This is a genomic window from Erythrobacter sp. NE805 (assembly GCF_046452355.1).
GTDB lineage: Bacteria > Pseudomonadota > Alphaproteobacteria > Sphingomonadales > Sphingomonadaceae > Erythrobacter.
Genome location: NZ_JBKFDI010000004.1, coordinates 15,050 through 34,909, shown reverse-complemented (window position 1 = coordinate 34,909; position 19,860 = coordinate 15,050). Strand labels below are relative to the sequence as shown.

The 19,860-nt window shown below is 68.7% G+C and carries 27 protein-coding genes; 14 read left to right on the top strand and 13 right to left on the bottom strand.

Features of this window, described 5'->3' with window-relative positions; genetic code table 11:
- Positions 1-67 precede the first annotated feature (67 nt).
- Entirely contained in the window at positions 68-787 is a 720-nt protein-coding gene (locus ACLBKU_RS14280) for a site-2 protease family protein (protein WP_410180228.1), read from the bottom strand.
- 32 nt (positions 788-819) lie between these two features.
- Complete coding sequence (locus ACLBKU_RS14275; RefSeq protein WP_410180227.1) at positions 820-1,404, bottom strand: thymidine kinase; 585 nt, start codon at positions 1,402-1,404, stop codon at positions 820-822.
- An 81-nt stretch (positions 1,405-1,485) separates the two neighbouring features.
- Here ACLBKU_RS14275 and ACLBKU_RS14270 point away from each other — a divergent pair, with 81 nt between their 5' ends.
- Complete coding sequence (locus ACLBKU_RS14270) at positions 1,486-2,070, top strand: YceI family protein (RefSeq protein ID WP_410180226.1); 585 nt, start codon at positions 1,486-1,488, stop codon at positions 2,068-2,070.
- On the opposite strand, the gene rbfA is transcribed toward ACLBKU_RS14270, so the two are convergent.
- From rbfA to pspF, 8 genes are all read right to left on the bottom strand, one after another.
- Positions 2,067-2,477: a 30S ribosome-binding factor RbfA gene (rbfA, locus tag ACLBKU_RS14265; RefSeq protein WP_410180225.1), complete on the bottom strand. Its 411-nt coding sequence runs from the start codon at positions 2,475-2,477 to the stop codon at positions 2,067-2,069. The two genes, ACLBKU_RS14270 and rbfA, sit on opposite strands and share 4 nt — an antisense overlap.
- Positions 2,477-2,920 carry a PaaI family thioesterase gene (locus ACLBKU_RS14260; RefSeq protein ID WP_410180224.1) on the bottom strand — a complete coding sequence of 148 codons (444 nt, stop codon included), beginning with the start codon at positions 2,918-2,920 and terminating at the stop codon, positions 2,477-2,479. Before ACLBKU_RS14260 ends, rbfA begins: the two co-directional genes overlap by 1 nt.
- The gene (gene infB, locus ACLBKU_RS14255) at positions 2,917-5,457 is read right to left on the bottom strand and encodes a translation initiation factor IF-2 (protein ID WP_410180223.1); all 2,541 of its coding nucleotides are present in this window, start codon (positions 5,455-5,457) and stop codon (positions 2,917-2,919) included. The genes ACLBKU_RS14260 and infB overlap by 4 nt, the downstream gene beginning before the upstream one ends.
- 9 nt (positions 5,458-5,466) lie before the next feature.
- A complete protein-coding gene (locus tag ACLBKU_RS14250) occupies positions 5,467-6,246 on the bottom strand; it encodes a DUF448 domain-containing protein (protein WP_410180222.1) in 780 nt (259 codons plus the stop codon).
- Complete coding sequence (gene nusA, locus ACLBKU_RS14245; protein ID WP_410180554.1) at positions 6,227-7,858, bottom strand: transcription termination factor NusA; 1,632 nt, start codon at positions 7,856-7,858, stop codon at positions 6,227-6,229. Before nusA ends, ACLBKU_RS14250 begins: the two co-directional genes overlap by 20 nt.
- Positions 7,855-8,418: a ribosome maturation protein RimP gene (gene rimP, locus ACLBKU_RS14240; protein ID WP_410180221.1), complete on the bottom strand. Its 564-nt coding sequence runs from the start codon at positions 8,416-8,418 to the stop codon at positions 7,855-7,857. The genes nusA and rimP overlap by 4 nt, the downstream gene beginning before the upstream one ends.
- 166 nt (positions 8,419-8,584) lie before the next feature.
- Positions 8,585-9,160: a hypothetical protein gene (locus tag ACLBKU_RS14235; protein WP_410180220.1), complete on the bottom strand. Its 576-nt coding sequence runs from the start codon at positions 9,158-9,160 to the stop codon at positions 8,585-8,587.
- 173 nt (positions 9,161-9,333) lie between these two features.
- Positions 9,334-10,374 (bottom strand): phage shock protein operon transcriptional activator, encoded by a 1,041-nt coding sequence (pspF, locus tag ACLBKU_RS14230; protein ID WP_410180219.1) that lies wholly within the window; start codon positions 10,372-10,374, stop codon positions 9,334-9,336.
- A gap of 160 nt (positions 10,375-10,534) precedes the next feature.
- Between pspF and ACLBKU_RS14225 the strand changes: the two genes are divergently transcribed.
- The 12 genes from ACLBKU_RS14225 to ACLBKU_RS14170 are packed head-to-tail and all read left to right on the top strand — an operon-like array spanning position 10,535 to position 14,823.
- Entirely contained in the window at positions 10,535-10,720 is a 186-nt protein-coding gene (locus tag ACLBKU_RS14225; protein WP_410180218.1) for a hypothetical protein, read from the top strand.
- Between the two features lies 1 nt (position 10,721).
- Positions 10,722-11,687 carry a phage shock protein PspA gene (pspA, locus tag ACLBKU_RS14220; RefSeq protein ID WP_410180217.1) on the top strand — a complete coding sequence of 322 codons (966 nt, stop codon included), beginning with the start codon at positions 10,722-10,724 and terminating at the stop codon, positions 11,685-11,687.
- Positions 11,688-11,691: 4 nt separating this feature from the next.
- Positions 11,692-11,997, top strand: a complete 306-nt coding sequence (gene pspB, locus ACLBKU_RS14215) for an envelope stress response membrane protein PspB (protein WP_410180216.1) — start codon at positions 11,692-11,694, stop codon at positions 11,995-11,997.
- Entirely contained in the window at positions 11,994-12,374 is a 381-nt protein-coding gene (gene pspC / locus ACLBKU_RS14210; protein WP_410180215.1) for an envelope stress response membrane protein PspC, read from the top strand. Before pspB ends, pspC begins: the two co-directional genes overlap by 4 nt.
- A 33-nt stretch (positions 12,375-12,407) precedes the next feature.
- Positions 12,408-12,719 carry a hypothetical protein gene (locus ACLBKU_RS14205; RefSeq protein ID WP_410180214.1) on the top strand — a complete coding sequence of 104 codons (312 nt, stop codon included), beginning with the start codon at positions 12,408-12,410 and terminating at the stop codon, positions 12,717-12,719.
- Positions 12,719-13,075 (top strand): hypothetical protein, encoded by a 357-nt coding sequence (locus ACLBKU_RS14200; protein WP_410180213.1) that lies wholly within the window; start codon positions 12,719-12,721, stop codon positions 13,073-13,075. Before ACLBKU_RS14205 ends, ACLBKU_RS14200 begins: the two co-directional genes overlap by 1 nt.
- Complete coding sequence (locus ACLBKU_RS14195) at positions 13,075-13,347, top strand: hypothetical protein (protein WP_410180212.1); 273 nt, start codon at positions 13,075-13,077, stop codon at positions 13,345-13,347. Before ACLBKU_RS14200 ends, ACLBKU_RS14195 begins: the two co-directional genes overlap by 1 nt.
- Positions 13,347-13,634 carry a hypothetical protein gene (locus ACLBKU_RS14190; RefSeq protein WP_410180211.1) on the top strand — a complete coding sequence of 96 codons (288 nt, stop codon included), beginning with the start codon at positions 13,347-13,349 and terminating at the stop codon, positions 13,632-13,634. The genes ACLBKU_RS14195 and ACLBKU_RS14190 overlap by 1 nt, the downstream gene beginning before the upstream one ends.
- Entirely contained in the window at positions 13,634-13,948 is a 315-nt protein-coding gene (locus tag ACLBKU_RS14185; protein ID WP_410180210.1) for a hypothetical protein, read from the top strand. Before ACLBKU_RS14190 ends, ACLBKU_RS14185 begins: the two co-directional genes overlap by 1 nt.
- Positions 13,945-14,196 carry a hypothetical protein gene (locus tag ACLBKU_RS14180; protein WP_410180209.1) on the top strand — a complete coding sequence of 84 codons (252 nt, stop codon included), beginning with the start codon at positions 13,945-13,947 and terminating at the stop codon, positions 14,194-14,196. Before ACLBKU_RS14185 ends, ACLBKU_RS14180 begins: the two co-directional genes overlap by 4 nt.
- A complete protein-coding gene (locus ACLBKU_RS14175; protein WP_410180208.1) occupies positions 14,193-14,369 on the top strand; it encodes a hypothetical protein in 177 nt (58 codons plus the stop codon). Before ACLBKU_RS14180 ends, ACLBKU_RS14175 begins: the two co-directional genes overlap by 4 nt.
- A gap of 43 nt (positions 14,370-14,412) precedes the next feature.
- Positions 14,413-14,823 carry a SufE family protein gene (locus ACLBKU_RS14170; protein WP_410180207.1) on the top strand — a complete coding sequence of 137 codons (411 nt, stop codon included), beginning with the start codon at positions 14,413-14,415 and terminating at the stop codon, positions 14,821-14,823.
- A gap of 40 nt (positions 14,824-14,863) precedes the next feature.
- Here ACLBKU_RS14170 and ACLBKU_RS14165 read toward each other — a convergent pair whose 3' ends face one another.
- Both ACLBKU_RS14165 and ACLBKU_RS14160 read right to left on the bottom strand, forming a co-directional pair.
- Positions 14,864-15,400, bottom strand: a complete 537-nt coding sequence (locus tag ACLBKU_RS14165; protein ID WP_410180206.1) for a sterol desaturase family protein — start codon at positions 15,398-15,400, stop codon at positions 14,864-14,866.
- Complete coding sequence (locus ACLBKU_RS14160) at positions 15,397-16,212, bottom strand: fatty acid desaturase (RefSeq protein ID WP_410180205.1); 816 nt, start codon at positions 16,210-16,212, stop codon at positions 15,397-15,399. The genes ACLBKU_RS14165 and ACLBKU_RS14160 overlap by 4 nt, the downstream gene beginning before the upstream one ends.
- A gap of 215 nt (positions 16,213-16,427) precedes the next feature.
- Here ACLBKU_RS14160 and ACLBKU_RS14155 point away from each other — a divergent pair, with 215 nt between their 5' ends.
- The gene (locus ACLBKU_RS14155; protein ID WP_410180204.1) at positions 16,428-17,429 is read left to right on the top strand and encodes an SDR family oxidoreductase; all 1,002 of its coding nucleotides are present in this window, start codon (positions 16,428-16,430) and stop codon (positions 17,427-17,429) included.
- A 52-nt stretch (positions 17,430-17,481) separates the two neighbouring features.
- Here the strand turns inward: ACLBKU_RS14155 and ACLBKU_RS14150 are convergent, their stop codons facing one another.
- The gene (locus ACLBKU_RS14150) at positions 17,482-19,857 is read right to left on the bottom strand and encodes a TonB-dependent receptor (RefSeq protein WP_410180203.1); all 2,376 of its coding nucleotides are present in this window, start codon (positions 19,855-19,857) and stop codon (positions 17,482-17,484) included.
- Between the last annotated feature and the right edge of the window lie 3 nt (positions 19,858-19,860).

Sequence of the window (19,860 nt, the reverse complement as noted above, 5' to 3'; positions counted from 1 at the left end):
GAAGGGGTAGCAGTCTGGTTCACCCCGCCCCCTAAGCAGCGGCGCCGCCGCTCGGCAAGCGCCGCAGTCAGCGCAGCGCGGTCGCCACCGCGTCGGCGAGCGAAAGGTAGTGGCCCATCGCCCACATCACAGGCGGCATCAGGATGTCCCCGAGCCAGCTCGTCCCGAACACCCAGCTCGCCGCGATCAGCACCACGATCACCACCAAGCCCACCCCCTGGATCTGCTGCCAGACCGCGCGCAAAGGTCGCGGCAGCAGCCCGCCGACGATGTGCGAGCCGTCGAAGGGCGGGATCGGCAGGAGGTTGAAGAGGCCGAGGAAGAGATTGATGAGGATGAAGGTGAACAGCCCCGTGGCGAGCCACTGGGGCTGCCCCGCAGCGTCCACCAGCAGCGTTTCGCCCCCGCTCCCGCCGAAGCCAAGCCCCTGCGGCATGACCAGCCCGAGCAGCACCGCGCCGACCAGCGCGAGCACGAAGTTCGTCCCCGGTCCCGCTGCCGCCACGGCCATCATCCCGAAGCGCGGGTTGGCGAGCCGGGCGGCGTTGACCGGCACGGGCTTGGCCCAGCCGAACACCGGCCCTCCTACCAGCGCGAGGAAGCCCGGCACCAGCAGGGTGCCGACCGGATCGACATGGCGCAGCGGGTTGAGCGTCAGCCGCCCGCGCTCCGATGCAGTCGGGTCGCCGAGCGCCCGGGCGGCATAGCCATGGGCGACCTCGTGGAAGACGATGGCGATCACCAGGGCGGGGATCAGGATCAGGGCGAAGGCAAGGGTCTCGGTCATTGCCCTCAAGATAGGAAGCCGCGCGCGCTTGGCTAGGCGGGGGTCTCGCGCAGCGCCTGCGAGAAATGCTTTCGGCACAGCGCGACATAGCGGTCATTGCCGCCGATCTCGGTCTGCGCGCCCTGCCGCACGGCGCGCCCTTCGGCGTCGACGCGCAGGTTCATCGTCGCCTTGCGCCCGCAGTGGCATACCGCCTTCAGCTCGACGAGCGCGTCGGCGATCCCCAGCAGGACCGCCGAGCCGGGGAACAGCGCGCCCTGGAAATCGGTCCTGAGGCCGTAACACAGCACGGGGATTCCCGCCTCGTCCGCCAGCCGGGCGAGCTGCCAGACCTGCTCGGGGACAAGGAACTGCGCCTCGTCCACGAGCACGCAGTCGAGCCTGCCGGCGGCATGGGCGGCGGTAACCTCGGCCCACAGGTCGGTCTCCGGGGTGAAGCGGTGCGCCTCGCTCTCGAGCCCGATGCGGCTTCGCACCATCCCCGCCGAGCGGCTGTCGAGCGCGGCGGTCCACAGCATCGTCGCCATGCCCCGCTCGCGGTAGTTGAAGTCCGCCTGCAACAGATGCGAGGATTTGCCCGCGTTCATGCTGGCATAGTAGAAATAGAGCTTCGCCATCGCCGCTGCCTAACCCCTCGCCGCAACGGGTGCGAGCACGGACTTGAACCTTTTGCCCGTTTCATGCGTAACTGGAGAGCGATGACCCTGCCCCGCCCCCTCGTGCGCCTCGCGATGCTGCCGCTGCTCGCGATCCTGACGCTCGCCAACGCGGCGAGCGTGCCGCAGCGCTACACGCTCGACACTTCGGCGAGCAACGTCTCGGCCAAGGTGCCCTTCTTCGGCCTCGCCAGCAAGACCGCGCGCTTCCCCCGCATGGAAGGCGCCGTGACGATCGTGCCCGGCGCGCCGGAGAAGGCGGTGATCGACGTGACCTTCGATGCGACCGCGATCGAGGCGCCCGACAGCGTGACGCTCGCGCGGCTCAAGGGCGACAAGTTCTTCTGGGTCGAGAAATATCCGACGATCCGCTTTCTCGGCCGCTCGCTCAAGCTGTCGAGCCCTACCCGCGGCACGGTCGCGGGCGAGCTCACCGCGCGTGGGCTGACCAAGCCTACGAGTCTTGCGGTGACCTTCGATGCCGATCCGCTCGCGCAGGTCGGAAAGCCCGTCAGCTTCACCGGCACCACCACCATCGACCGGCGGCAATACGGCATGACCAGCTACCCGCTGATCGTCGGCAACAAGGTCGATATCACGCTGAAGGCGCGGATGGTGCCGCGCTAGGCGTCGGCGTCGTCCTCGTCATCGAGGTCGCGCAGCACCTTGGGATCGCGCAGCAGCGCCTCGATCCGGTCGGCCTCGGCGAAGCTCTCGTCCTTGCGGAAGCGGAGTTTGGGCGCGAACTTGAGCCCGAGCCGCTGGGCGACCTCGCGCTGGAGAAAGGCGGTGTTCTGCCGCAGCGCGTGGACGATGTCGTCGTCTCCCGCGCCGAGCAGCGGCTTCACATAGGCGGTCGCGTGGCGCAGGTCGGGGGTCATGCGCACCTCGGTTACGGAAATGTGCGCCGCGCTCACCACGTCGTCGTGCACCTCGCCGCGGGCGAGCAGTTCCGAGAGGATGTGCCGCACCCGCTCGCCGACCTTGAGGACGCGGACCGATTGCTGTTCGGCGGTGAAGGGTTGCCTCGCCACTACGTCATCCCCGTATCGTCAGGGGTCGGGCGCGGGGTCGGGATCGCGGTCGAGGTCGAGCGGGCGTAGAGCGTGCCGTCCTCGGCGGTGAGCTCGCCCTCGAGGAAGATCACCCGCTTGCCGCCCTTCACCACCCGGCCCTTGCCGATGATCGTCGCCCCTTCCGGAACGAGGCGGATGAGGCTCATCGCGATGTCGAGGTTGAGCGGCGCCATCGCGCCGCCGGTGGCCGCGACATAGGCATAGCCCATCACGTCATCGAGATAGCCCGCGACGAGCCCGCCTTGCACTCCGCCTCGCCAGGTGCAGACCTCGCGCTTCACCGTGAAGCGCATGGTCGCGGTCTGTGTTGCCGCGTCCCAGGAGACGAACTCGGAGCCGAGCAGCGCCGTATGCGGCGACTGCCCGGCATCGTCCGGATAATGCGGGTCGTTCAGACTCACAGCGTCCGCTCACGCTCCTCGACCGAGAAGACTTCGAGCATGTCGCCCGGCTTGATGTCGTTGGTGTCCTCGAGCACCACGCCGCATTCGAGACCGGTGCGGACCTCGTCGACGTCGTCCTTGAAGCGCCGCAGCGAGGCGATCTTGGTGGCCGAGACGATGACGTCCTGCCGGGTAAGACGCGCGAACAGGCCCTTGCGGATCGCGCCCTCGAGCACCAGCAGGCCCGCCGCCTTGTCCTTCTTGCCGGCCGGGAAGACCTGCTTGACCTCGGCGCGGCCGACGACGCTCTCGATGCGCTCCGGCCCGAGCTCGCCCGCCATCTCCTTCGCGACCGCGTCGGTGAGGTGGTAGATGACGTCGTAATACATCATCCGCACCCCGTCGCGCTTCACGAGATCGCGCGCCTTGGCGTTGGGACGCACGTTGAAGCCGATGATCGGCGCCTTCGATGCCGCCGCCAGCAGCACGTCGCTCTCGGTGATCGCGCCCACGCCCGCGTTGAGCACGCGGACCTTGATCTCGTCGTTCGAGAGGTTGTGGAGCGCGTTGACGATCGCTTCGACCGAGCCCTGCACGTCGGCCTTCACCACCACCGGATATTCGATGACGTTGGAAGCCAAGTTGTTGAACATCGTGTCGAAGTTGGTCGGCGCGAGCGCGGTGCGCTTCTCGGTCGCCTTCTCCTGGCGATACTTGGCGACCTCGCGGGCGCGCTGCTCGTTCTCGACCACGGTGAGGTGATCGCCCGCCGAGGGCACGCCGCCGAGGCCGAGGACCTCGACCGGCATCGAGGGGCCGGCTTCCTTCAGCTGCTGGCCCTTGTCGTCGACGATCGCACGGACCTTGCCGCTTTGTGTGCCGACCACGAAGGTGTCGCCGCGCTTCAGCGTCCCGCGGGTGACGAGCACTGTCGCGACCGGCCCGCGGCCCTTGTCGAGCTGGGCCTCGATCACGGTCGCCTCGGCATCGCGGTCGGGCCGCGCCTTCAGTTCGAGGAGTTCCGCCTGGAGCAGGATCGCCTCGATCAGCCTGTCGAGCCCCGCGCCGGTCTTGGCGGAGAGTTCGACGTCCTGCACCTCGCCCGACATCGCCTCGACGACGATCTCGTGCTCGAGCAGGCGCTCGCGGATCTTCTGCGGGTTGTATTCGGGCTTGTCCGACTTGGTGATCGCCACGATCATCGGGACGCCGGCCGCCTTGGTGTGATTGATCGCCTCGATGGTCTGCGGCATCAGCCCGTCGTCACCCGCGACCACCAGGATCACGATGTCGGTGACGTTCGCCCCGCGCATCCGCATCTCGGTGAAGGCCGCGTGGCCCGGGGTGTCCAGGAACGTGATCTTCTGCTTGTCCTTGGTGGTGATCTGGTAGGCGCCGATGTGCTGGGTGATGCCGCCGGCCTCGCCCTTCACCACGTCGGTGCCGCGCAGGGCATCGAGCAGGCTGGTCTTGCCGTGATCGACATGGCCCATGATCGTGACCACCGGCGGACGCGGACGCAGGGTCTCTTCGGGATCGGTGTCCTCGCTGGTGTCGATGTCGACATCGCTTTCCGAGACGCGCTGGATGTTGTGGCCGAACTCCTCGACCAGCAGCTCCGCGGTGTCCTGGTCGATGGTCTGGTTGACCGTGACCATCATGCCCATGTTGAACAGCGCCTTCACGAGGTCGGCGCCCTTCTCGGCCATGCGGTTGGCAAGCTCGCTGACGGTGATCGCCTCGGGGACGACGACGTCGCGCACCTGCTTTTCGCGCGGCTTGCTGGGGCCGCCCTGGCCGCGGCGCTCCTTCTCGCGGGCGCGCTTCAGCGCCGCGAGGCTGCGGGCGCGGCGGCCTTCGTCCTCGTTGAGCGCACGCGTGACGGTGAGCTTGCCCGAGCGGCGGTTGTCCTTGCCCTCGTCGGCGGGCGCGGCGCGCTTTTCTTCCTTCTTCTTGCCCTTGACCTCGACCGGGCGCTTGGGCTCGGGCCGCTCGACGGGAGTGAAGCGGCGCGCGGCGGGCGCGGCCGGCGCGGCGGCGGCGGGAGCTTCGCTGCGCGCGGCTTCGGCGGGCGCCTCGGGAGCGGGCGCGGGGGTGTCGGCGGCAGGCGCGGCGGCGCGCTGCCGCGCGGCCGTTTCCTCGGCGCGGGCGCGTTCCTCGGCGCGGCGACGCTCTTCCTCCTCGCGCTCGCGGGCCTCGGCCTCCTCGCGCTTGCGCGCTTCCTCGGCGAGGCGCAGCCGCTCTTCCTCGGCCTCGAGCTGGAGGCGCTTGACGCGCTCCTGCGGGGTTTCGCCCGCGGGCGCAGGGCGCGCCGGACGCGGGGCAGGGGTCGGAGTGGGTGCGGGCGCCGGTGCAGCCGCGACCGGCGGCGGGGGCGGCGGGGGCGGCGGCGGGGCCGCCTCGCCAGGCTTGCCGAGCACGCGGCGGCGCTTCACCTCGACCACCACCTTGTTGGTGCGGCCGTGGCTGAAGGTCTGCTTGACCTCGCCCGCATCCACCGAGCGCTTGAGGCCCAGGGGTTTGCGGATGCGCTGGTTGTCGTCGTTGTCGCTCATTATCGCTCGTCAGTCCTTCACGTATTCATCAATGGTCGCGGCCCCGCCTTGCGGCAGGTTCGCTTCGCCGGACGCATCCCGGCCCTCGTCTTTGGTCGCGTTCGTCCGATCGTCCCCGGCAAAATGCACCAGCCGGGACACCGCCTGGAGCACGCGATCGCCCGCGCGCGTGTCGCCGGGATGGCCGGCTACCCCGAGGTGGACCACGTTGTCGCGGCCCAATGCCACAGACAGCGCGGTGCGGTCTAGGGGCAAGACTTGCCCGCGCTGGCCCGAGCCTTCGGCATCACTGCCCACGCGCCAGGCCTGATCGAGCTTGCGGCGCCCGTCCTCGCTGGAATCGGAGGCGTGCAGCAGCACGGCAATCCGGCCGCTGCGCGCCTGTTCCTCGATCCGGGCCGAGCCCATCACGATGTTGCCCGAGCGCAATTCGAGCCCCAGCCGGTCGCCGAGATGACGCGCCAGCGCCGCCTCGACCCTTGCGGGCAGATCCTCGGGGATGGAGAGAGGCGCACCCTTGAAGGCGCGCATCAGCGCTTTCTTGAGATGGCCATCGGCGAGCGCCAGTTCAAGCTCTGTGCGGGTCACGCCGATCCACGCGCCCCGTCCCGGGGCCTTGGCCGCCGCGTCAGGCAGCACCAGTCCGTCGGGCGATATCGCCAGACGCACGAGGCTCTCCCGCGCCGAGGTTTCCCCGGAGAGGATGCAACGCCGCTCGCTCTCCGCCTTGGCGGAGGGCGACGGCCTAGCGATGTCGGACGTCAGGCGCTCATTGGGTGGAGTCCGCATGGGCGGCCTCCTCGGTGGGTTCGTCTTCGAACCAGTGCGCGCGCGCGGCCATGATGATCTCGTTGCCCTGCTCTTCCGAGAGGCCGTATTCGCCCAGCACGCCGCCCTTGTCGGTTTCGCGCTGCGGACGACGCTGCGGCGGGCCGGCGGCATCGTTGTTGCGGCGACGCGGCGCCTCGCGCTTCCTGGCGATCAGCTCGTCGGTGGCGAGGTCGGCGAGATTGTCGAGGGTCTTGATCCCGGCCTTGCCGAGCGTGACCAGCATCGCCTCGGTGAGGTGCGGGATCTCGGCCAGCGCATCCTCGACGCCGAGGGCGCGGCGCACTTCGCGGTGCGCGGCTTCCTGGCGCTCGAGCGCTTCCAGCGCGCGGCTCTGGAGTTCCTCGGCGAGTTCCTCGTCGAAGCCCTCGATGCTCGCGAGTTCGGCGAGGTCCACGTAGGCGACTTCCTCGAGCTCGGCGAAGCCCTCGGCGACCAGCAGCTGCGAGAGGGTTTCGTCGACGTCGAGCTCTTCTTCGAACATCTTGGAACGCTCGGCGAATTCCTTCGAGCGCTTCTCGGACGCCTCTTCCTCGGTCATGATGTCGATCTGGTGGCCGGTGAGCTGGCTCGCCAGACGCACGTTCTGGCCGCGGCGGCCGATCGCGAGGCTCAGCTGATCGTCGGGCACCACCACTTCGATGCGGCCATCATCCTCGTCGAGCACGACGCGGCTGACCGTGGCCGGCTGGAGCGCGTTCACGACGAAGGTCGCGGTGTCTTCCGACCAGGGGATGATGTCGATCTTCTCGCCCTGGAGTTCCTGCACCACCGCCTGCACGCGGCTGCCCTTCATGCCGACGCAGGCGCCGACCGGGTCGATCGAGCTGTCACGGCTGATCACGCCGATCTTGGCGCGGCTGCCGGGGTCGCGGGCGGCGGCCTTGATCTCGATGATGTTGTCGTAGATTTCGGGCACTTCCTGCGCGAACAGCTTCTTCATGAAGTCGGGGTGCGCGCGGGAAAGGAAGATCTGCGGGCCGCGGTTGTTGCGCTCGACCTTGGTGATGAGCGCGCGGACGCGCTCGCCCACGCGGGCGGCTTCGCGGGGGATCTGCTGGTCGCGGCGGATCACGCCCTCGGCCCGGCCGAGGTTGACGATCACGTGGCCAAATTCGACCGACTTGATCACCCCGGTGATGACCTCGCCCTGACGGTCCTTGAATTCCTCGTACTGGCGCTCGCGCTCGGCATCGCGGACCTTCTGGAAGATCACCTGCTTGGCCGACTGCGCATCGATGCGGCCGAGATCGACCGGGGGCAGCGGATCGACGATGAAGTCACCCACCTTGGCGCCCGGCTGGAGCTTCTCGGCCTGCTTGAGATCGACCTGCTTGAAGTAGTCCTCGACCTCCTCGACCACCTCGACCACGCGCCACAGCGTCAGATCGCCGGTCAGCGGATCGAGCTTGGCGCGGATGTCGTTCTCCGCGCCGTAGCGGTTGCGCGCCGACTTCTGGATCGCCTCCTCCATCGCCTCGATGACGATCGCCTTGTCGATCATCTTTTCCGAGGCGACCGCGTTGGCGATCGCGAGGAGTTCGGCCTTGTTGGCGGAAATGGCACTCATCAGTCGTCTGCCTCTTCTGTATCTTCGATGAGTTCGTCGGCCCCGCTGGTGTCGAGCGGGCGGGTGGCGGCGATCAGCGCGTCGGTGAGGACGAGCTTCGCGGTGTGGATCTGTGCGAGCGGCAGGCGAACCTCGCCCGCCTTCACTTCCGTGACGAGGACCATACCATCCTCGAGCCCGCCGAGCACGCCCTTGTTGACACGCTGGCCGGCGAAGGCCTTGTCCATGACGATCCGGACCTCGTGGCCAGCCCACTTCGCGAAGTCCTTCTCGCGGGTCAGCGGGCGGTCGATGCCGGGGGAGGAGACCTCGAGGTGATAGGCGCCCTCAACGAGCACCTCGCCCGCCTCCTCGGCGGCGTCGATCGCGTCGGAAATGCGGCGCGAGAGCGCGGCGCACTGGTCGAGCACGAGCTGGCCGGTCGCCGGGTCCTCGGCCATGATCTGGAGCGCCATGCCGCCGTCCCCGGCCTCGGAGGGGAGCATCGCCACGCGCACGAGCTCGAAGCCGAGCGCGCGGGCCTCGGGTTCGATCAGCTGGGTCAGGCGGGCGATATCGGCCATGGAGTCCTTGGGTGCGGCGGACATTGCGGAAACGCGGTTTGGGGCCGGCCCCCGGAGGCGCCAGCATCCAAACCTTGTCGCGACAATGTCGGGATTGGCGCTGCACCTAGTCGCTTGGGCCCCGCTTGGCAAGAGCCAACCGCACGGGGGCAGCGTGCAGCCTAGGTCAGACCGGACGGTCCTCGGTATCGCCGGTCGCCCACTTGCGCGCGGTCTCGAGCAGCGCGCGGCGCTCGCGCTCCTCGAAGTTCTCGTGGTAGCGGCGCGTCTCGAGCACGATCGCGTCGGTGAGCGGCTCGTCGAATTCGAGCGCGTTGAGGCCGAACTCGCTGCGGGTGACAAGTGCGAAATGGTCGATCATGCCGCAGCGCAGGATTGCGCCCTCGCCCTCGCGCATCGCATCGAGGATCGCGACCTGCGCGCCGGTGCGCGAGAGGTTGAGAAGGATGCAGGTGTGCGCCTTCTCGACCGCGATCAGCTGCGCGGGCAGGCTGAGCCGCAGGCGCGGCGCGGCGCGGCGCCCGGCCTGGAGCGACGGCACGTCGCCGCCGGTCGCGCGCGGTTCGGCGACGGGCGGGGGGACGACGGGAACCTCGATCGGCGACGGCGGGATGGCGGGCGCCGGCGAAAGGAAAGCGGCCGTTTCCGCCGCCCGGTAGGCCTGGGCGCGCGCGACCATGCTGCGCTGCGCCGGCGTGGTCGCGGGCAGGTGACGGTGGTTGGAGGGGAGATCGGGGCGCATCTCAGCGGGCTCCCCGGGCCGGGCGCGGCAGCCACGCCGATTCGCCCCCGGTCCGCCGCAGGTCACCGAAATTCATGAAGAAATTTTCGGAATGCGCTCGCATGGATTTATTGTTGTCCCAATTCGTAGGACCGCAATATTCGAAAAGGATTGCCATTCCGTTAGGCGGTCACTCAGTCCTCGCCTTCCATCAGCGCGTGCTTGCGGATGCAGTGGCGCAGCTGGTCGTAGGTGAGCCCGAGCGCGCGGGCGGTCTGGCGCTGGTTCCAGCGGTGACGCCCAAGCGCATGGGCGAGGATCGCGCGCTCGTGCGCGTCGACCGCGGCGCGCAGGTCCTCGATGGTGTCGAAGTTGATCGCGGCCGGCGCAGCTGCGGGCTCGCTCGCGGCCCGGCTCGGCATCGGCGCGCTGCTGCGGCGATGCTCCGGCGGACGCGGGCGCCACGGGCTGTCGAAGGGATCGAACTGGACGTGCGCGATCGGCATGTCGGGCGCGGCCCAGCGATAGACCGCGCGCTCGACGACATTGCGCAATTCTCGCACGTTGCCGGGCCAGGGATAATCCTCGAGCGCGTCCATCACGTGGGGCGCGAAGCCGGGCCAGCGATCCCAGTCGAGCTCAGCGGCCATGCGGCGGCCGAAATATTCGGCGAGCACCCCGATGTCGCCCTCGCGCACCCTGAGCGGCGGCAGGGTGATGACCTCGAAGCTCAACCGGTCGAGCAGGTCGGCCCGGAACTCGCCCGCCGCCGCGAGCGCGGGGAGGTCGTCGTTGGTGGCCGCGACGATCCGCACGTCGACGCGGATCGGGCGCGAGGCGCCGATGCGGGTGACCTCGCCATATTCGACCGCACGCAGCAGCCGCTCCTGCGCGCCCATGCTGAGGGTGCCGAGCTCGTCGAGAAACAGCGTGCCGCGGTCGGCCTCCTCGAAACGGCCCGCGCGCGACTTGGTGGCGCCGGTGAAGGCACCCGCCTCGTGGCCGAACAGCTCGGCCTCGATGAGCGTCTCGGGGAGCGCCGCGCAGTTCATCGTCACCAGCGGCTCGTCCCAGCGGGTCGAGAGGCGGTGGAGGCGCTCGGCGATCAGTTCCTTGCCGGTCCCGCGCTCGCCGATCACCAGCACCGGGCGGTTCATCGCGGCCGCCCGGCTGGCGCGTTCGACCGCGTCCAGGAACGCCCCCGACTGGCCAATGAACTGGCTCTCTAGCTTCATGTCCAAACTATAGTGAAAATCCCCAATGCTTGGCAATAGAGACCAAGCCTCTGCACCCGCGCGGCGCGGAAAAGCGCGGAAATCCGCCATTCCCGAGGTTTGGCACGGCTGATGCAAAACATCCGGCAACACCGCGACACACACCCTACGGGAGGCCACGATGATCGACACCGCAACCGCCAAAGCCAGCTTCTGGAGCTCCAAGGTCGGCCATGCCGCCCTCGCCAGCATCGCCGCGATGACGTTGATGGTGCTGCTCTCCTCGCAGATCCAGCCGGGCGCGGCGAGCGCCGCCCCGATGGCTCACCCGGTCGGCACGGCCGGCACCGTGATCGAGATCGCCTGACGTGGGCGATCCTTTCGACCCCCTCGGGCCGGAGCGTGACGTTCCCCCCGCCGATGCCGCCGACGGCGCGCCCCCCCCGCGCGCCCGTGACGGTGGCGAGGCTCCGGCCCAACCCTCCCGCCTGCTGTCCTCGGGGCGGCTGTCGCGGCTCGACGAGGAAATCGAGGCCTTGCGTCGCCGCCCCGACCCGGCCCAGACCCGCGGCAACCCCGCAGACGGACGGAGCGACCGAGTCGCGCCGCTGGACCGGGTCAATTCGTTTCTCGATGGAGTAGCCTTCATGGGCATTTTCAGCCGCACCCGCGACATCATCGCCGCCAACTTCAACGACATGCTCGACAAGGCGGATGACCCCTCGAAGATGATCCGCATGATCATCCTCGAGATGGAGGAAACCCTGGTCGAAGTCCGTGCCAGCGCGGCGCGCACCATCGCCGACCAGAAGGAGATGCACCGCCACTGCGTGAAGCTCGACCGGCTCCAGGCCGACTGGGCCGAGAAGGCGCAGCTCGCGCTCTCCAAGGACCGCGAGGACCTCGCCCGCGCCGCGCTCGTCGAGAAGAAGAAGGCGGCGGACATGGCCGACCAGCTCAAGAGCGAGATCGCGGTGCTCGACGACGCGCTGCGCGCCTACGAGGAGGACATCGCCAAGCTCCAGCACCGCCTGCGCGAGGCCCGCAGCCGCCAGACCGCGATCGCCGCGCGCCTCGAAAGCGCCGAGAACCGCGTCAAGCTGCGCACGCTGATGAGCACCGAGCGCACCGACGAGGCGCTCGCCCGCTTCGACCAGCTCGAGCGCCGCGTCGACTACGCCGAGGGCCGCGCCGACGCGCTGCGCATCGCCGAGGACGGCCCGCCGTCGCTCGCCGATGAAATCGCCGCGCTCGCCGGTTCGGACGCGATCGACGACGAATTGCAGGCCATGAAGAAGGCGCTCGGCAAGCCCGACGCGAACGAGGGGAAGTAAGACAATGGATTTCGACGTCGTTCTGGGTCTTGCAGTCATCTTCATCGGCCTGCCGTGGATGGTGCTGCACTATATGACCAAGTGGAAGACCGCGCCCACCATCACCGCCGATGACGAGGTGCTGCTCGAGGAGCTCTACAACCTCGCCAAGCGATTGGACGAGCGGATGGACACGGTCGAGCGACTGGTCGCCGCCGACGACCCGGGCTTCACCCCGGTCCGGCGCCTGATCGCCGATCAGGAAAAGGACAACCAGCAGCTGCGCGAACTCGAGCAGCTGATCGCCGAGAAGAAGGGAACCCGCGCATGAACACGCCGCGCACCACGCTTTACCGCGACAAGCACAATGCCAAGCTGACGGGTGTCTGCGCCGGTATCGCCGACTACACCGGGATCAACGTGCTGTGGGTGCGGATCGCGCTGCTGGTCTCGCTCGCCACGCCGCTGAGTTCGGTCACCTTCCCGGGCTACCTGATCGCCAGCTTCGTGCTCAACAAGAAGCCGCCGCACCTCTACCGCGACGAAAGCGAGCAGAAGTACTGGCAGGGCGTGCGCCAGAGCCCGCGCCGCACCGCGCGCGAGATCAAGGCAAACTTCCGCGACATCGACCGCCGCCTCGCCGCGGTGGAAGCGCACTACGTCAGCAGCAACCCGCGCCTGACCGCCGAAATCGAGCGGCTGCGCTAATCGCCAGAAACAATGCATGAGGGGACTTGAATCATGGAAGGCATAATGGCGCTCTCGATCCCGATCTTCGCGCTGATGATCCCGATCGTTGCCCTCTGGACCAAGCATCAGCAGAAGATGGCCGAAATGCAGGTCGGCGCTACCGCCGAGCAGACCGCCGAAAAGGCTGCGCAGTACGTCGGCCAGATCCAGCGGCTCGAGGACCGGGTGCAGGTGCTCGAACGCATCGTCACCGACCGCGGCTACGATATCGCCACCCAGATCGAGGCGCTGCGCGACACGCGCCGCGTCGACGAGGCGGATGCGGGCGTGCCGCTCGGGCTCGAGAAGAAGGAGCGGGTGTGATGGAGCCTGCCGATTTTCTTCCCTACCTCGGCTACATCATCGCGGGCGCCTTCGCGCTCGGAGCGATGGGGATCATCTCGCAGTTCCACATGACCCGCATGAAGATCAAGAACGGCTATCCGCTCGAAGGCATGTGGGGCCAGTCGTTGAAGCCCGGCTCCGACCGCGAGACTGCGCACCGCGTCACCCTGCTCACCCAGGAGAATGCCGAGCTGCGCGCCGAGCTGGGCTCGGTCAAGGACCGCCTCGCCAATGTCGAGCGGATCGTCACCGACGGCGGCTACCACCTCGGCGCCGAGATCGACGCGCTGCGCGACCGCGCCCTGACCAACCTCACCGACAAGGGGAAAGCGTGATGAGCGAGGTGGTGGTGGTCGCCGTGGCCGTCGTCGCGATCGTGCTGATCGCGGGGATGACGGTGAACGGCATTGTCGAAAAGGTCATGCAGGCCAAGCGGCTGCGCTATGAAGCGAAGGCGGGCACCGACGCACCGGCGCTGCACGAGATCGCCGAGCGCCAGCAGATGATCGAGGACCGGCTGCGCGTGCTCGAACGCATCGCTACCGACCGGGGTACCGTGCTTTCCGACGAAATCGAGGCCCTGCGTCTGGAAAAGGAGATCGGTTGATGGACGATGAGATCATGGCGCTTGCGCTGGTCCTGATGGTGGTTGTCATCCCGGTCGTACTGGGCGTGGGCGCCGACATCTTCAAGCGCTGGCTCGCCTACCGCGAAAAGCAGCTCGAACTGATGGCCGAGCGCTCCGCCGAAAGGGCCGCGCACTATGCCGAGAAGGTCGAGCGGCTCGATGCCCGCATGCAGGTGCTCGAACGCATCGCCACCGATCGCGGTCAGCAGCTCGCGATGGAGATCGAGGACCTGCGCCTCGCGTCCGAGAAGGAGCGGTTGCAGTAATGAGCAGCTGGGCCATCGTCGCCCTGGTGGGCATCCTGATCTGGGGCGTCGTGCAGGTCGCCCGGGCGCGCGCCGGGATCGTCGAGGACGAGGACGGCAACCAGAAGGTCGTGCCGCGCAGCGATGGACGCACCGCGGCCGAACTGGAGGCGGCCCGCCGCGAGCTCGTGGAACTCAAGGAGCGGGTCAAGGTGCTCGAACGGATCGCCACCGACGCCCATTCGGGCGATGCGCGCGAACAGGCGCGGATCGCCGCCGAGATCGAAGCCCTGCGGGACGCCGCGCCCGCGCTGAGGAAGGAACAGAGCGAATGATGACGTCCCTTCTCGACCCCACCGTGGTGCTCACCGCGGGCAGCCTGATCGGCCTCGCGCTGGTCTCCGCCGCGCTGCTGCGCGCCTGGACCGGCTGGCTCGACTTCAAGCGCCAGGAACTGGGCCACGTCCACCCCCGCGCCGCCGGCGACGAGGGCTCGGGCCTCGGCACCGCGCGCATCGAGCTCGCCGACCTCAAGGAGCGCATCCGCAAGCTCGAGGCGATCGCCAGCGGGGTGGAGCTGTGAGCGACCACCGCACCACCGCCGCGCAGGCCGGCATCGGCCTCGGCTCGGCGATCGCGGTGGCGATCAGCTGGAGCCTCCACAAGTCGATCATCTGGGCCGCGATCCACGGCTTCTTCGGGTGGTTCTACGTCGCCTATTACGCCTTCACCCGGCCCGGCGGGTTGTCGGGCTGAGAGCCCTTTGCGTTTCGGGCGGGCCTTGCTTAAGGGCGAGCCCATGCGCACCCTTTCCGACATTCTCGAAGAATACGAGTTCCTCGAAGGCGACGAGCGGTACGGCCTCCTGATCGAGCTCGGCCGCAGCCTCGAGCCGATGCCCGAGGCGCTCAAGACCGACGCGACGCTGGTGCGCGGGTGCTCGGCGGCGGTGTGGGTCTACCCGGCCGGGACCGACGCGGCGCGGCTCCACTTCCTCGCCGACAGCAACGCCGCGATCACCAAGGGGATCGTCGCGCTGGTGATCGCCGCGGTGCAGGACAAGCCCGCCGCCGAGGTCGCAGGCATGGACGTGATGGGCGCGCTCGCCCCCTTCGACCTCAGGAACCAGCTCTCGAGCAACCGCACGCAAGGGGTGCCCAACATGATCGCGCTGGTGAAGGAACACGCCGCAAGGCTGGCGGCAGCCTAGTCCCTCCCCGTTCCAACGGAATGGGGAGGGACTGTAGCTCCTAGATATTCCGCCCGACGACCTCGAAGCCGTCCGCGCCCGCGCCGACCGAGTCCCGCACCACCGCGAGGCCCGCGTCCTTCTGCGCCTTGAGCTCGGCCTTGAGCTTGGCCGGATCGCGAGCGAAGACGAAGCCGAAGCTCACCCCGCCCTCCTTGCCGATCGTCGCGTGGTGGAGCTTGTGCGCCTGCACCAGCCGCTTGGCGTAGCCCTTGCGCGGCACCCACTTCCAGTAGCGCTGGTGGACGAGCCCGTCATGCACCAGGGTGTAGATCACCCCGTAGAGCGTGACGCCGACCGCGGTCCACCACAGCCAGTCCCACCACAGCGAGCCGAAAATGTACATCGCGGCGTTGATGGTGCCGAACACCACCGCGAAGAGGTCGTTCTTCTCGAGCACGTTGTCGTGCGGCTCGTGGTGATCGCGGTGCCAGGCCCAGCCCCAGCCGTGCATGATGTACTTGTGTGCCACCCACGCGAAGACCTCCATGCCCGTAAGCGCGGCAAGGGTGATGGCGGCGGCCTCGAGCCAGCTCATGCTTCAACCTTCCTCCCGGTCAATTCCGTCGCGCCCCCGCCTGTGCCGACCCCCACTCCGACCCCGGCCCGGCGCGCGGCGGGCAGCGCCCACCACGGCACGTCGGGGCGGCGGTGGTGTTCGAGATGATAGCCGAAATGGAAGCAGGTGGCGAGGCTCGCGAGCGGGCCGAAGGCCTCGCTGCGGGTGTTGTGGCGGTCGGCGAAGTCGCCTGCGCGCGCCTCGCCCGGCAGGTGGCGGTGCGGGCGGAAGGTGCCGAAGTAGAACAGCTGGAGCGAGGACCCCAGCGCCGGCGCGCCGTAGAGGAGCACGATCTGCGCCATCGGGATCTCCAGCACCAGCCAGTAGATGCCGACCACGGTGTGCACGAAGAGGATCGAGCGCCAGCCGAAATAGCGCCGGAAGAAGGTTGCATACCAGCGCCAGAAATCGTCCGGATGGTGCTCGTCGAAATCGGGATCGCCCGCTCGCCCGGCGAGGCGGTGGTGATCGAAATGCGCGTCCCTCAGCTGGGCCCATGCGAACCCCGCATAAAGCGCCAGCAGCACCGCCCCGATCGCGCCGTTAAGCCGCGGATGCCCGGGGACGAGGCTGCCGTGCATCGCGTCGTGGCAGACGATGAACACCCCGACCGAGAGCCAGCACTGCACCACCGCCAGCCCCGCCGCGAGCGGCCAGTTCGACCACGTCAGCTCGAAGACGAACATCCCCCAGGCGTGGATCGCAAGCCAGCTCCCGGCGATCGCGAAGCCGAGCATGAGGCCGGCCACGCGCTGGAAGCGCCGGGGAGGAAGGGCGAAAGGCGCGCTCATCTCGCGGGATATACGCGGAAAGACGTCATGGGCACGCCTATAGGCCTCTCGCCGCGCGAGGCAATCGCCTTTGCCGCCCCGCGCCCGGCATGCGGCGGAGGGTGCCCCCGGCAGGGCCGCGCGCCCGCACCAGCGAGCGGGGCTGATCGAGGTTAGGGCCGCGCCGGGCCCCACGCGGATGATCGGCCCCCGGCACAAGGAAAGGTCCTCCTCCCATGAAGCTGAAGCCGCTCGACCAGCAGACCATCGTCATCACCGGAGGCTCCTCCGGGATCGGCCTCGCCACCGCGCGCCTCGCCGCCGAGCGCGGCGCGAAGGTCGTCATCATCGCCCGCGGCAGCGAAGGGCTCGAGGCCGCCGCCGAGGGCATCCGCTCATTGGGCGGACGCTGCGACACCATTGTCGCCGATGTCGGCAGCCGCGAGGAGGTCGCCGCCGCGGTCGAGGAGGTGGTCGCGCGCCACGGCGGCTTCGACACCTTCGTCAGCAATGCGGGGGTGGGCGCCTATGCGCTGCTCGAGGAGATCTCCGACGCCGACCACCGCCAGGTCTTCGAGACCAATTACTGGGGATGCGTCCACTGCGCGACCGAGGCGCTGCCGCACCTCAAGGAGCGCGGGGGCGCGCTGATCGTCACCGGCTCGATCGCCTCGGACATGCCCTCGCCGGTGCTCTCCTCCTACACCGCGAGCAAGCACGCGGTGAAGGGCTATGTCGATTCGCTGCGCCTCGAACTGATGCACGAGAAGGCGCCCGTCTCGGTGACGCTGATCCAGCCCTCGGGGATCAACACGCCCTTCGTCGAAAAGGCGCTCAATCAGATGGAGGCGCGGGCGATGATCCCGCCGCCGATCTATTCGCCCGACCTCGTCGCCGAGGCGATCTGCCACGCCGCCGCGCATCCAACCCGCGACATGATCGTCGGCGGCGGGGGCCGCGCGATGACGCTGTTCGCGCAGATGCTCCCGAACATCGCCGACCGGGTGCTCGAGAAGGCCTTCTTCAGCACCGCCATCGACAAGGACAAGCCGCCGCAGAACTCGGGCGCGAAGGGCTTCCATACGGGCGGCGGCGAGGGGAAGGTCTACGGGCCCCTGCCGATGCGGCAGACGAGCCTGTATACCTTCATCCGGACGAACCCCCTCGCCTCGCTCGGCGGAGCGATGCTCGCGGCGGGCGCAGCGGGCGTAATGAGCACGGCGCTCCGGCGGCGGTGAGGCGGCGGCAGGCCGGACGGGAGTTTCCTCCCCGCGCCCGGCCCGCACCTCCTCAGCGGAACGAGCCGCTCAGCATCACCCCGACGATGCGCGGATCGTTGTAGATCCCCGCCCGGTAGTTCGAGGTGTCGATCGCGCCCACGAGGTTGACCTCGTTGGTCGCGTTGCGGACGAAGGCGGCGATCTCGTAGTCGCCGAAAGCGACGCCGACCCGACCGCCGAGCTCGAAATTGTTCTCCGAGCGGTATTCGATCGAGCGGTAGAGCACGAGGTTGGTCGAGCCCTGCATCGCGAAGTCGCTCGACACGAACAGCCGCGTGTCGCCCCCGCCGAGCGGCAGGTCGTAGCGCGCGTTGACGTTGAGCGTGTAGTCGGGCGCGTTCGGGAAGGGGTTCCCGTCGATCGCGGCGAAGAAGCTGTTGCCGATCCGGATGGTCGGATCGAGCACGGTCTGCGAGACGACGCCGCCCGCCGCACCGACCTGCGCGAAGACGCCGGGAGCGTTGATCTCGGTGTGGAGGAGGCTGAGCCCGGCGTTGAGCTGCAAGCCGCGGAACGGCCGCGCCGAGACTTCCGCCTCGATCCCGTAGCCCTTGCCCTGCTTGCCGTTGAACAGCACCCCGTTGCCGTTGCTGTCGTTGCCGTTGAGCTGGATGTCGTCGACGGTGTAGTAGAAGGCGGCGAGGTTGAAGTTGAAGCGCTCGCCCAGCGGCGCGGACTTGAAGCCCACCTCGTAGCTCGTCGCTTTCTCCGAATCCGCGGTCGAGTAGGCCGAGCCGAACACCGCCGAGCGGCCCTGGATGGTCGGCCCGCGGAAGCCCCGCGCATAGCGCGCGAAGACGCTCGATTCGGGCGAGATGCGCCACAAGAGGCTCGCATCCCAGCTCGGCTCGGTGTCCGACAGGCGGCAGACCCGGGCAGCGCCGCAGGCGTAGGACGAGGTCGGAGCGGTGGTCGGCACGGTCAGATTGGCGAAATTCGGGCTGAGCAGCAGCCGGGTGTTGCGCACGTCCTTGGTGAGCCGCACGCCGCCGGTGAAGGTGAGGCTGTCGGTGAGCTCGTAGCTCGCCTGACCGAAGGCGGCCCAGCTGGTGTTGGCGTTGCGCAGCCGCACGAAGTTGTTGGGGTTGGGCGTGGTGCCGAGCACGTTGCTGGTCAGGAAGAACGAGCGCTGGGCGAACTCGGTGCGGTCGCGCGAATCGAAGTAGATCCCGCCGACCTGCCACTTGAAGCGCCCCTCGTCGGGGCTGGCGAGGCGCACTTCCTGGCTCCACTGGTCGAGCCCGACGAGGCGCCCGCGCGACTGGCCGCAGCCGGCTGCGCAGATGTTCGGGGCGACGCCGCCGAAATTCGCCGCCGCGCCGCCGTCGGTATCGCCACGGCTGAAGCCCGAGGCGTGCTCCCAGGCGGTGATCGAGGTGAGGGTGGCGAAGCCGAAATCGACATCGGCCTTCAGCGACACGCCGTGGGTGTTGTAGCCCTGCGGGTTGTTCTGCGCCTCGTCATAGGCGACCTGCCCGCGGCGGAAGGTGCTCGGCACTTCGTTGGTGCCGCGCTGGATCGAACCGCGGTAGAAGATCGAGGCGGTGCCGTCGTAGTCGCGGATATGGCCCGACAGACGCACGGACACCGCATCGCTCGGGCGGGCAAGGATCTGGAGGCGCGCGTCGCGCTCGGTGAAGCCGCCCATCACGTTCCTGCCCGGCACCGTGCCGTCGTCGGACGGGCCGGTGTAGGTGTTGTCGATCCAGTCGTCGCGGTGCTGGTAGAGCCCCGAGAGGCGGAAGCTCAGGCTGCCGTCGGCATTGAGCGGACCGCCGATCCCGACGTCGGCGTTGATGCTGTTGTAGCTGCCGTAGGAGACCGAGCCCTGCCCGCGCCAGGTGTCGCTCGGCTGGGCGGTGTCGAACTTGACGATGCCCGCGGTGGTGTTGCGCCCGAACAGCGAGCCCTGCGGGCCCTTCAGGACTTCGACCTGCGCGATGTCGAAGGCGGGGTTGGACTTGAGCACCACGTGCTCGCCGATCACGTCGTCCTGGATGATCGAGACGGGCTGCGAGGCGCCGAGGTAGAAGTCGATGTTGCCGAGGCCGCGGATGTAGAAGCGCGGGAAGATGCGCCCGGTGGTCGATTCGACGTAGAGGCCCGGCACGCGGCCCGAGAGCGAGAGCAGCGTGTCGGCACCGCCCGCCTGGAAGTCCCGCAGCGCCTCGGACTGGAGGACCGAGACGGTCACCGGCACGTCGAGCGTGTTTTCCGAGCGGCGCTGCGCGGTGACGACGATCGCGCTGCCCTCCTCGCTGTCGGCCCCGGCGGCGGCGGCTTCGCTGTCTGCGGAGCCGGCGTCCTGCGCGATCGCGGGGGTCGCCATGGCGGAGAGCGCCGCTCCCGCAAGGAGCAGCGCCAGCGTGCGGTTTTCCATCTTCATTTC

Coding starts and splice junctions, on each gene's coding strand:
- ACLBKU_RS14280 (WP_410180228.1), bottom strand. CDS start 787: ATGACCGAGACCCTTGCCTTCGCCCTGATCCTGATCCCCGCCCTGGTG.
- ACLBKU_RS14275 (WP_410180227.1), bottom strand. CDS start 1,404: ATGGCGAAGCTCTATTTCTACTATGCCAGCATGAACGCGGGCAAATCC.
- ACLBKU_RS14270 (WP_410180226.1), top strand. CDS start 1,486: ATGACCCTGCCCCGCCCCCTCGTGCGCCTCGCGATGCTGCCGCTGCTC.
- infB (WP_410180223.1), bottom strand. CDS start 5,457: ATGAGCGACAACGACGACAACCAGCGCATCCGCAAACCCCTGGGCCTC.
- ACLBKU_RS14250 (WP_410180222.1), bottom strand. CDS start 6,246: ATGCGGACTCCACCCAATGAGCGCCTGACGTCCGACATCGCTAGGCCG.
- rimP (WP_410180221.1), bottom strand. CDS start 8,418: ATGGCCGATATCGCCCGCCTGACCCAGCTGATCGAACCCGAGGCCCGC.
- ACLBKU_RS14235 (WP_410180220.1), bottom strand. CDS start 9,160: ATGCGCCCCGATCTCCCCTCCAACCACCGTCACCTGCCCGCGACCACG.
- pspF (WP_410180219.1), bottom strand. CDS start 10,374: ATGAAGCTAGAGAGCCAGTTCATTGGCCAGTCGGGGGCGTTCCTGGAC.
- ACLBKU_RS14225 (WP_410180218.1), top strand. CDS start 10,535: ATGATCGACACCGCAACCGCCAAAGCCAGCTTCTGGAGCTCCAAGGTC.
- pspB (WP_410180216.1), top strand. CDS start 11,692: ATGGATTTCGACGTCGTTCTGGGTCTTGCAGTCATCTTCATCGGCCTG.
- pspC (WP_410180215.1), top strand. CDS start 11,994: ATGAACACGCCGCGCACCACGCTTTACCGCGACAAGCACAATGCCAAG.
- ACLBKU_RS14205 (WP_410180214.1), top strand. CDS start 12,408: ATGGAAGGCATAATGGCGCTCTCGATCCCGATCTTCGCGCTGATGATC.
- ACLBKU_RS14200 (WP_410180213.1), top strand. CDS start 12,719: ATGGAGCCTGCCGATTTTCTTCCCTACCTCGGCTACATCATCGCGGGC.
- ACLBKU_RS14195 (WP_410180212.1), top strand. CDS start 13,075: ATGAGCGAGGTGGTGGTGGTCGCCGTGGCCGTCGTCGCGATCGTGCTG.
- ACLBKU_RS14190 (WP_410180211.1), top strand. CDS start 13,347: ATGGACGATGAGATCATGGCGCTTGCGCTGGTCCTGATGGTGGTTGTC.
- ACLBKU_RS14185 (WP_410180210.1), top strand. CDS start 13,634: ATGAGCAGCTGGGCCATCGTCGCCCTGGTGGGCATCCTGATCTGGGGC.
- ACLBKU_RS14180 (WP_410180209.1), top strand. CDS start 13,945: ATGATGACGTCCCTTCTCGACCCCACCGTGGTGCTCACCGCGGGCAGC.
- ACLBKU_RS14170 (WP_410180207.1), top strand. CDS start 14,413: ATGCGCACCCTTTCCGACATTCTCGAAGAATACGAGTTCCTCGAAGGC.
- ACLBKU_RS14165 (WP_410180206.1), bottom strand. CDS start 15,400: ATGAGCTGGCTCGAGGCCGCCGCCATCACCCTTGCCGCGCTTACGGGC.
- ACLBKU_RS14160 (WP_410180205.1), bottom strand. CDS start 16,212: ATGAGCGCGCCTTTCGCCCTTCCTCCCCGGCGCTTCCAGCGCGTGGCC.
- ACLBKU_RS14155 (WP_410180204.1), top strand. CDS start 16,428: ATGAAGCTGAAGCCGCTCGACCAGCAGACCATCGTCATCACCGGAGGC.
- ACLBKU_RS14150 (WP_410180203.1), bottom strand. CDS start 19,857: ATGAAGATGGAAAACCGCACGCTGGCGCTGCTCCTTGCGGGAGCGGCG.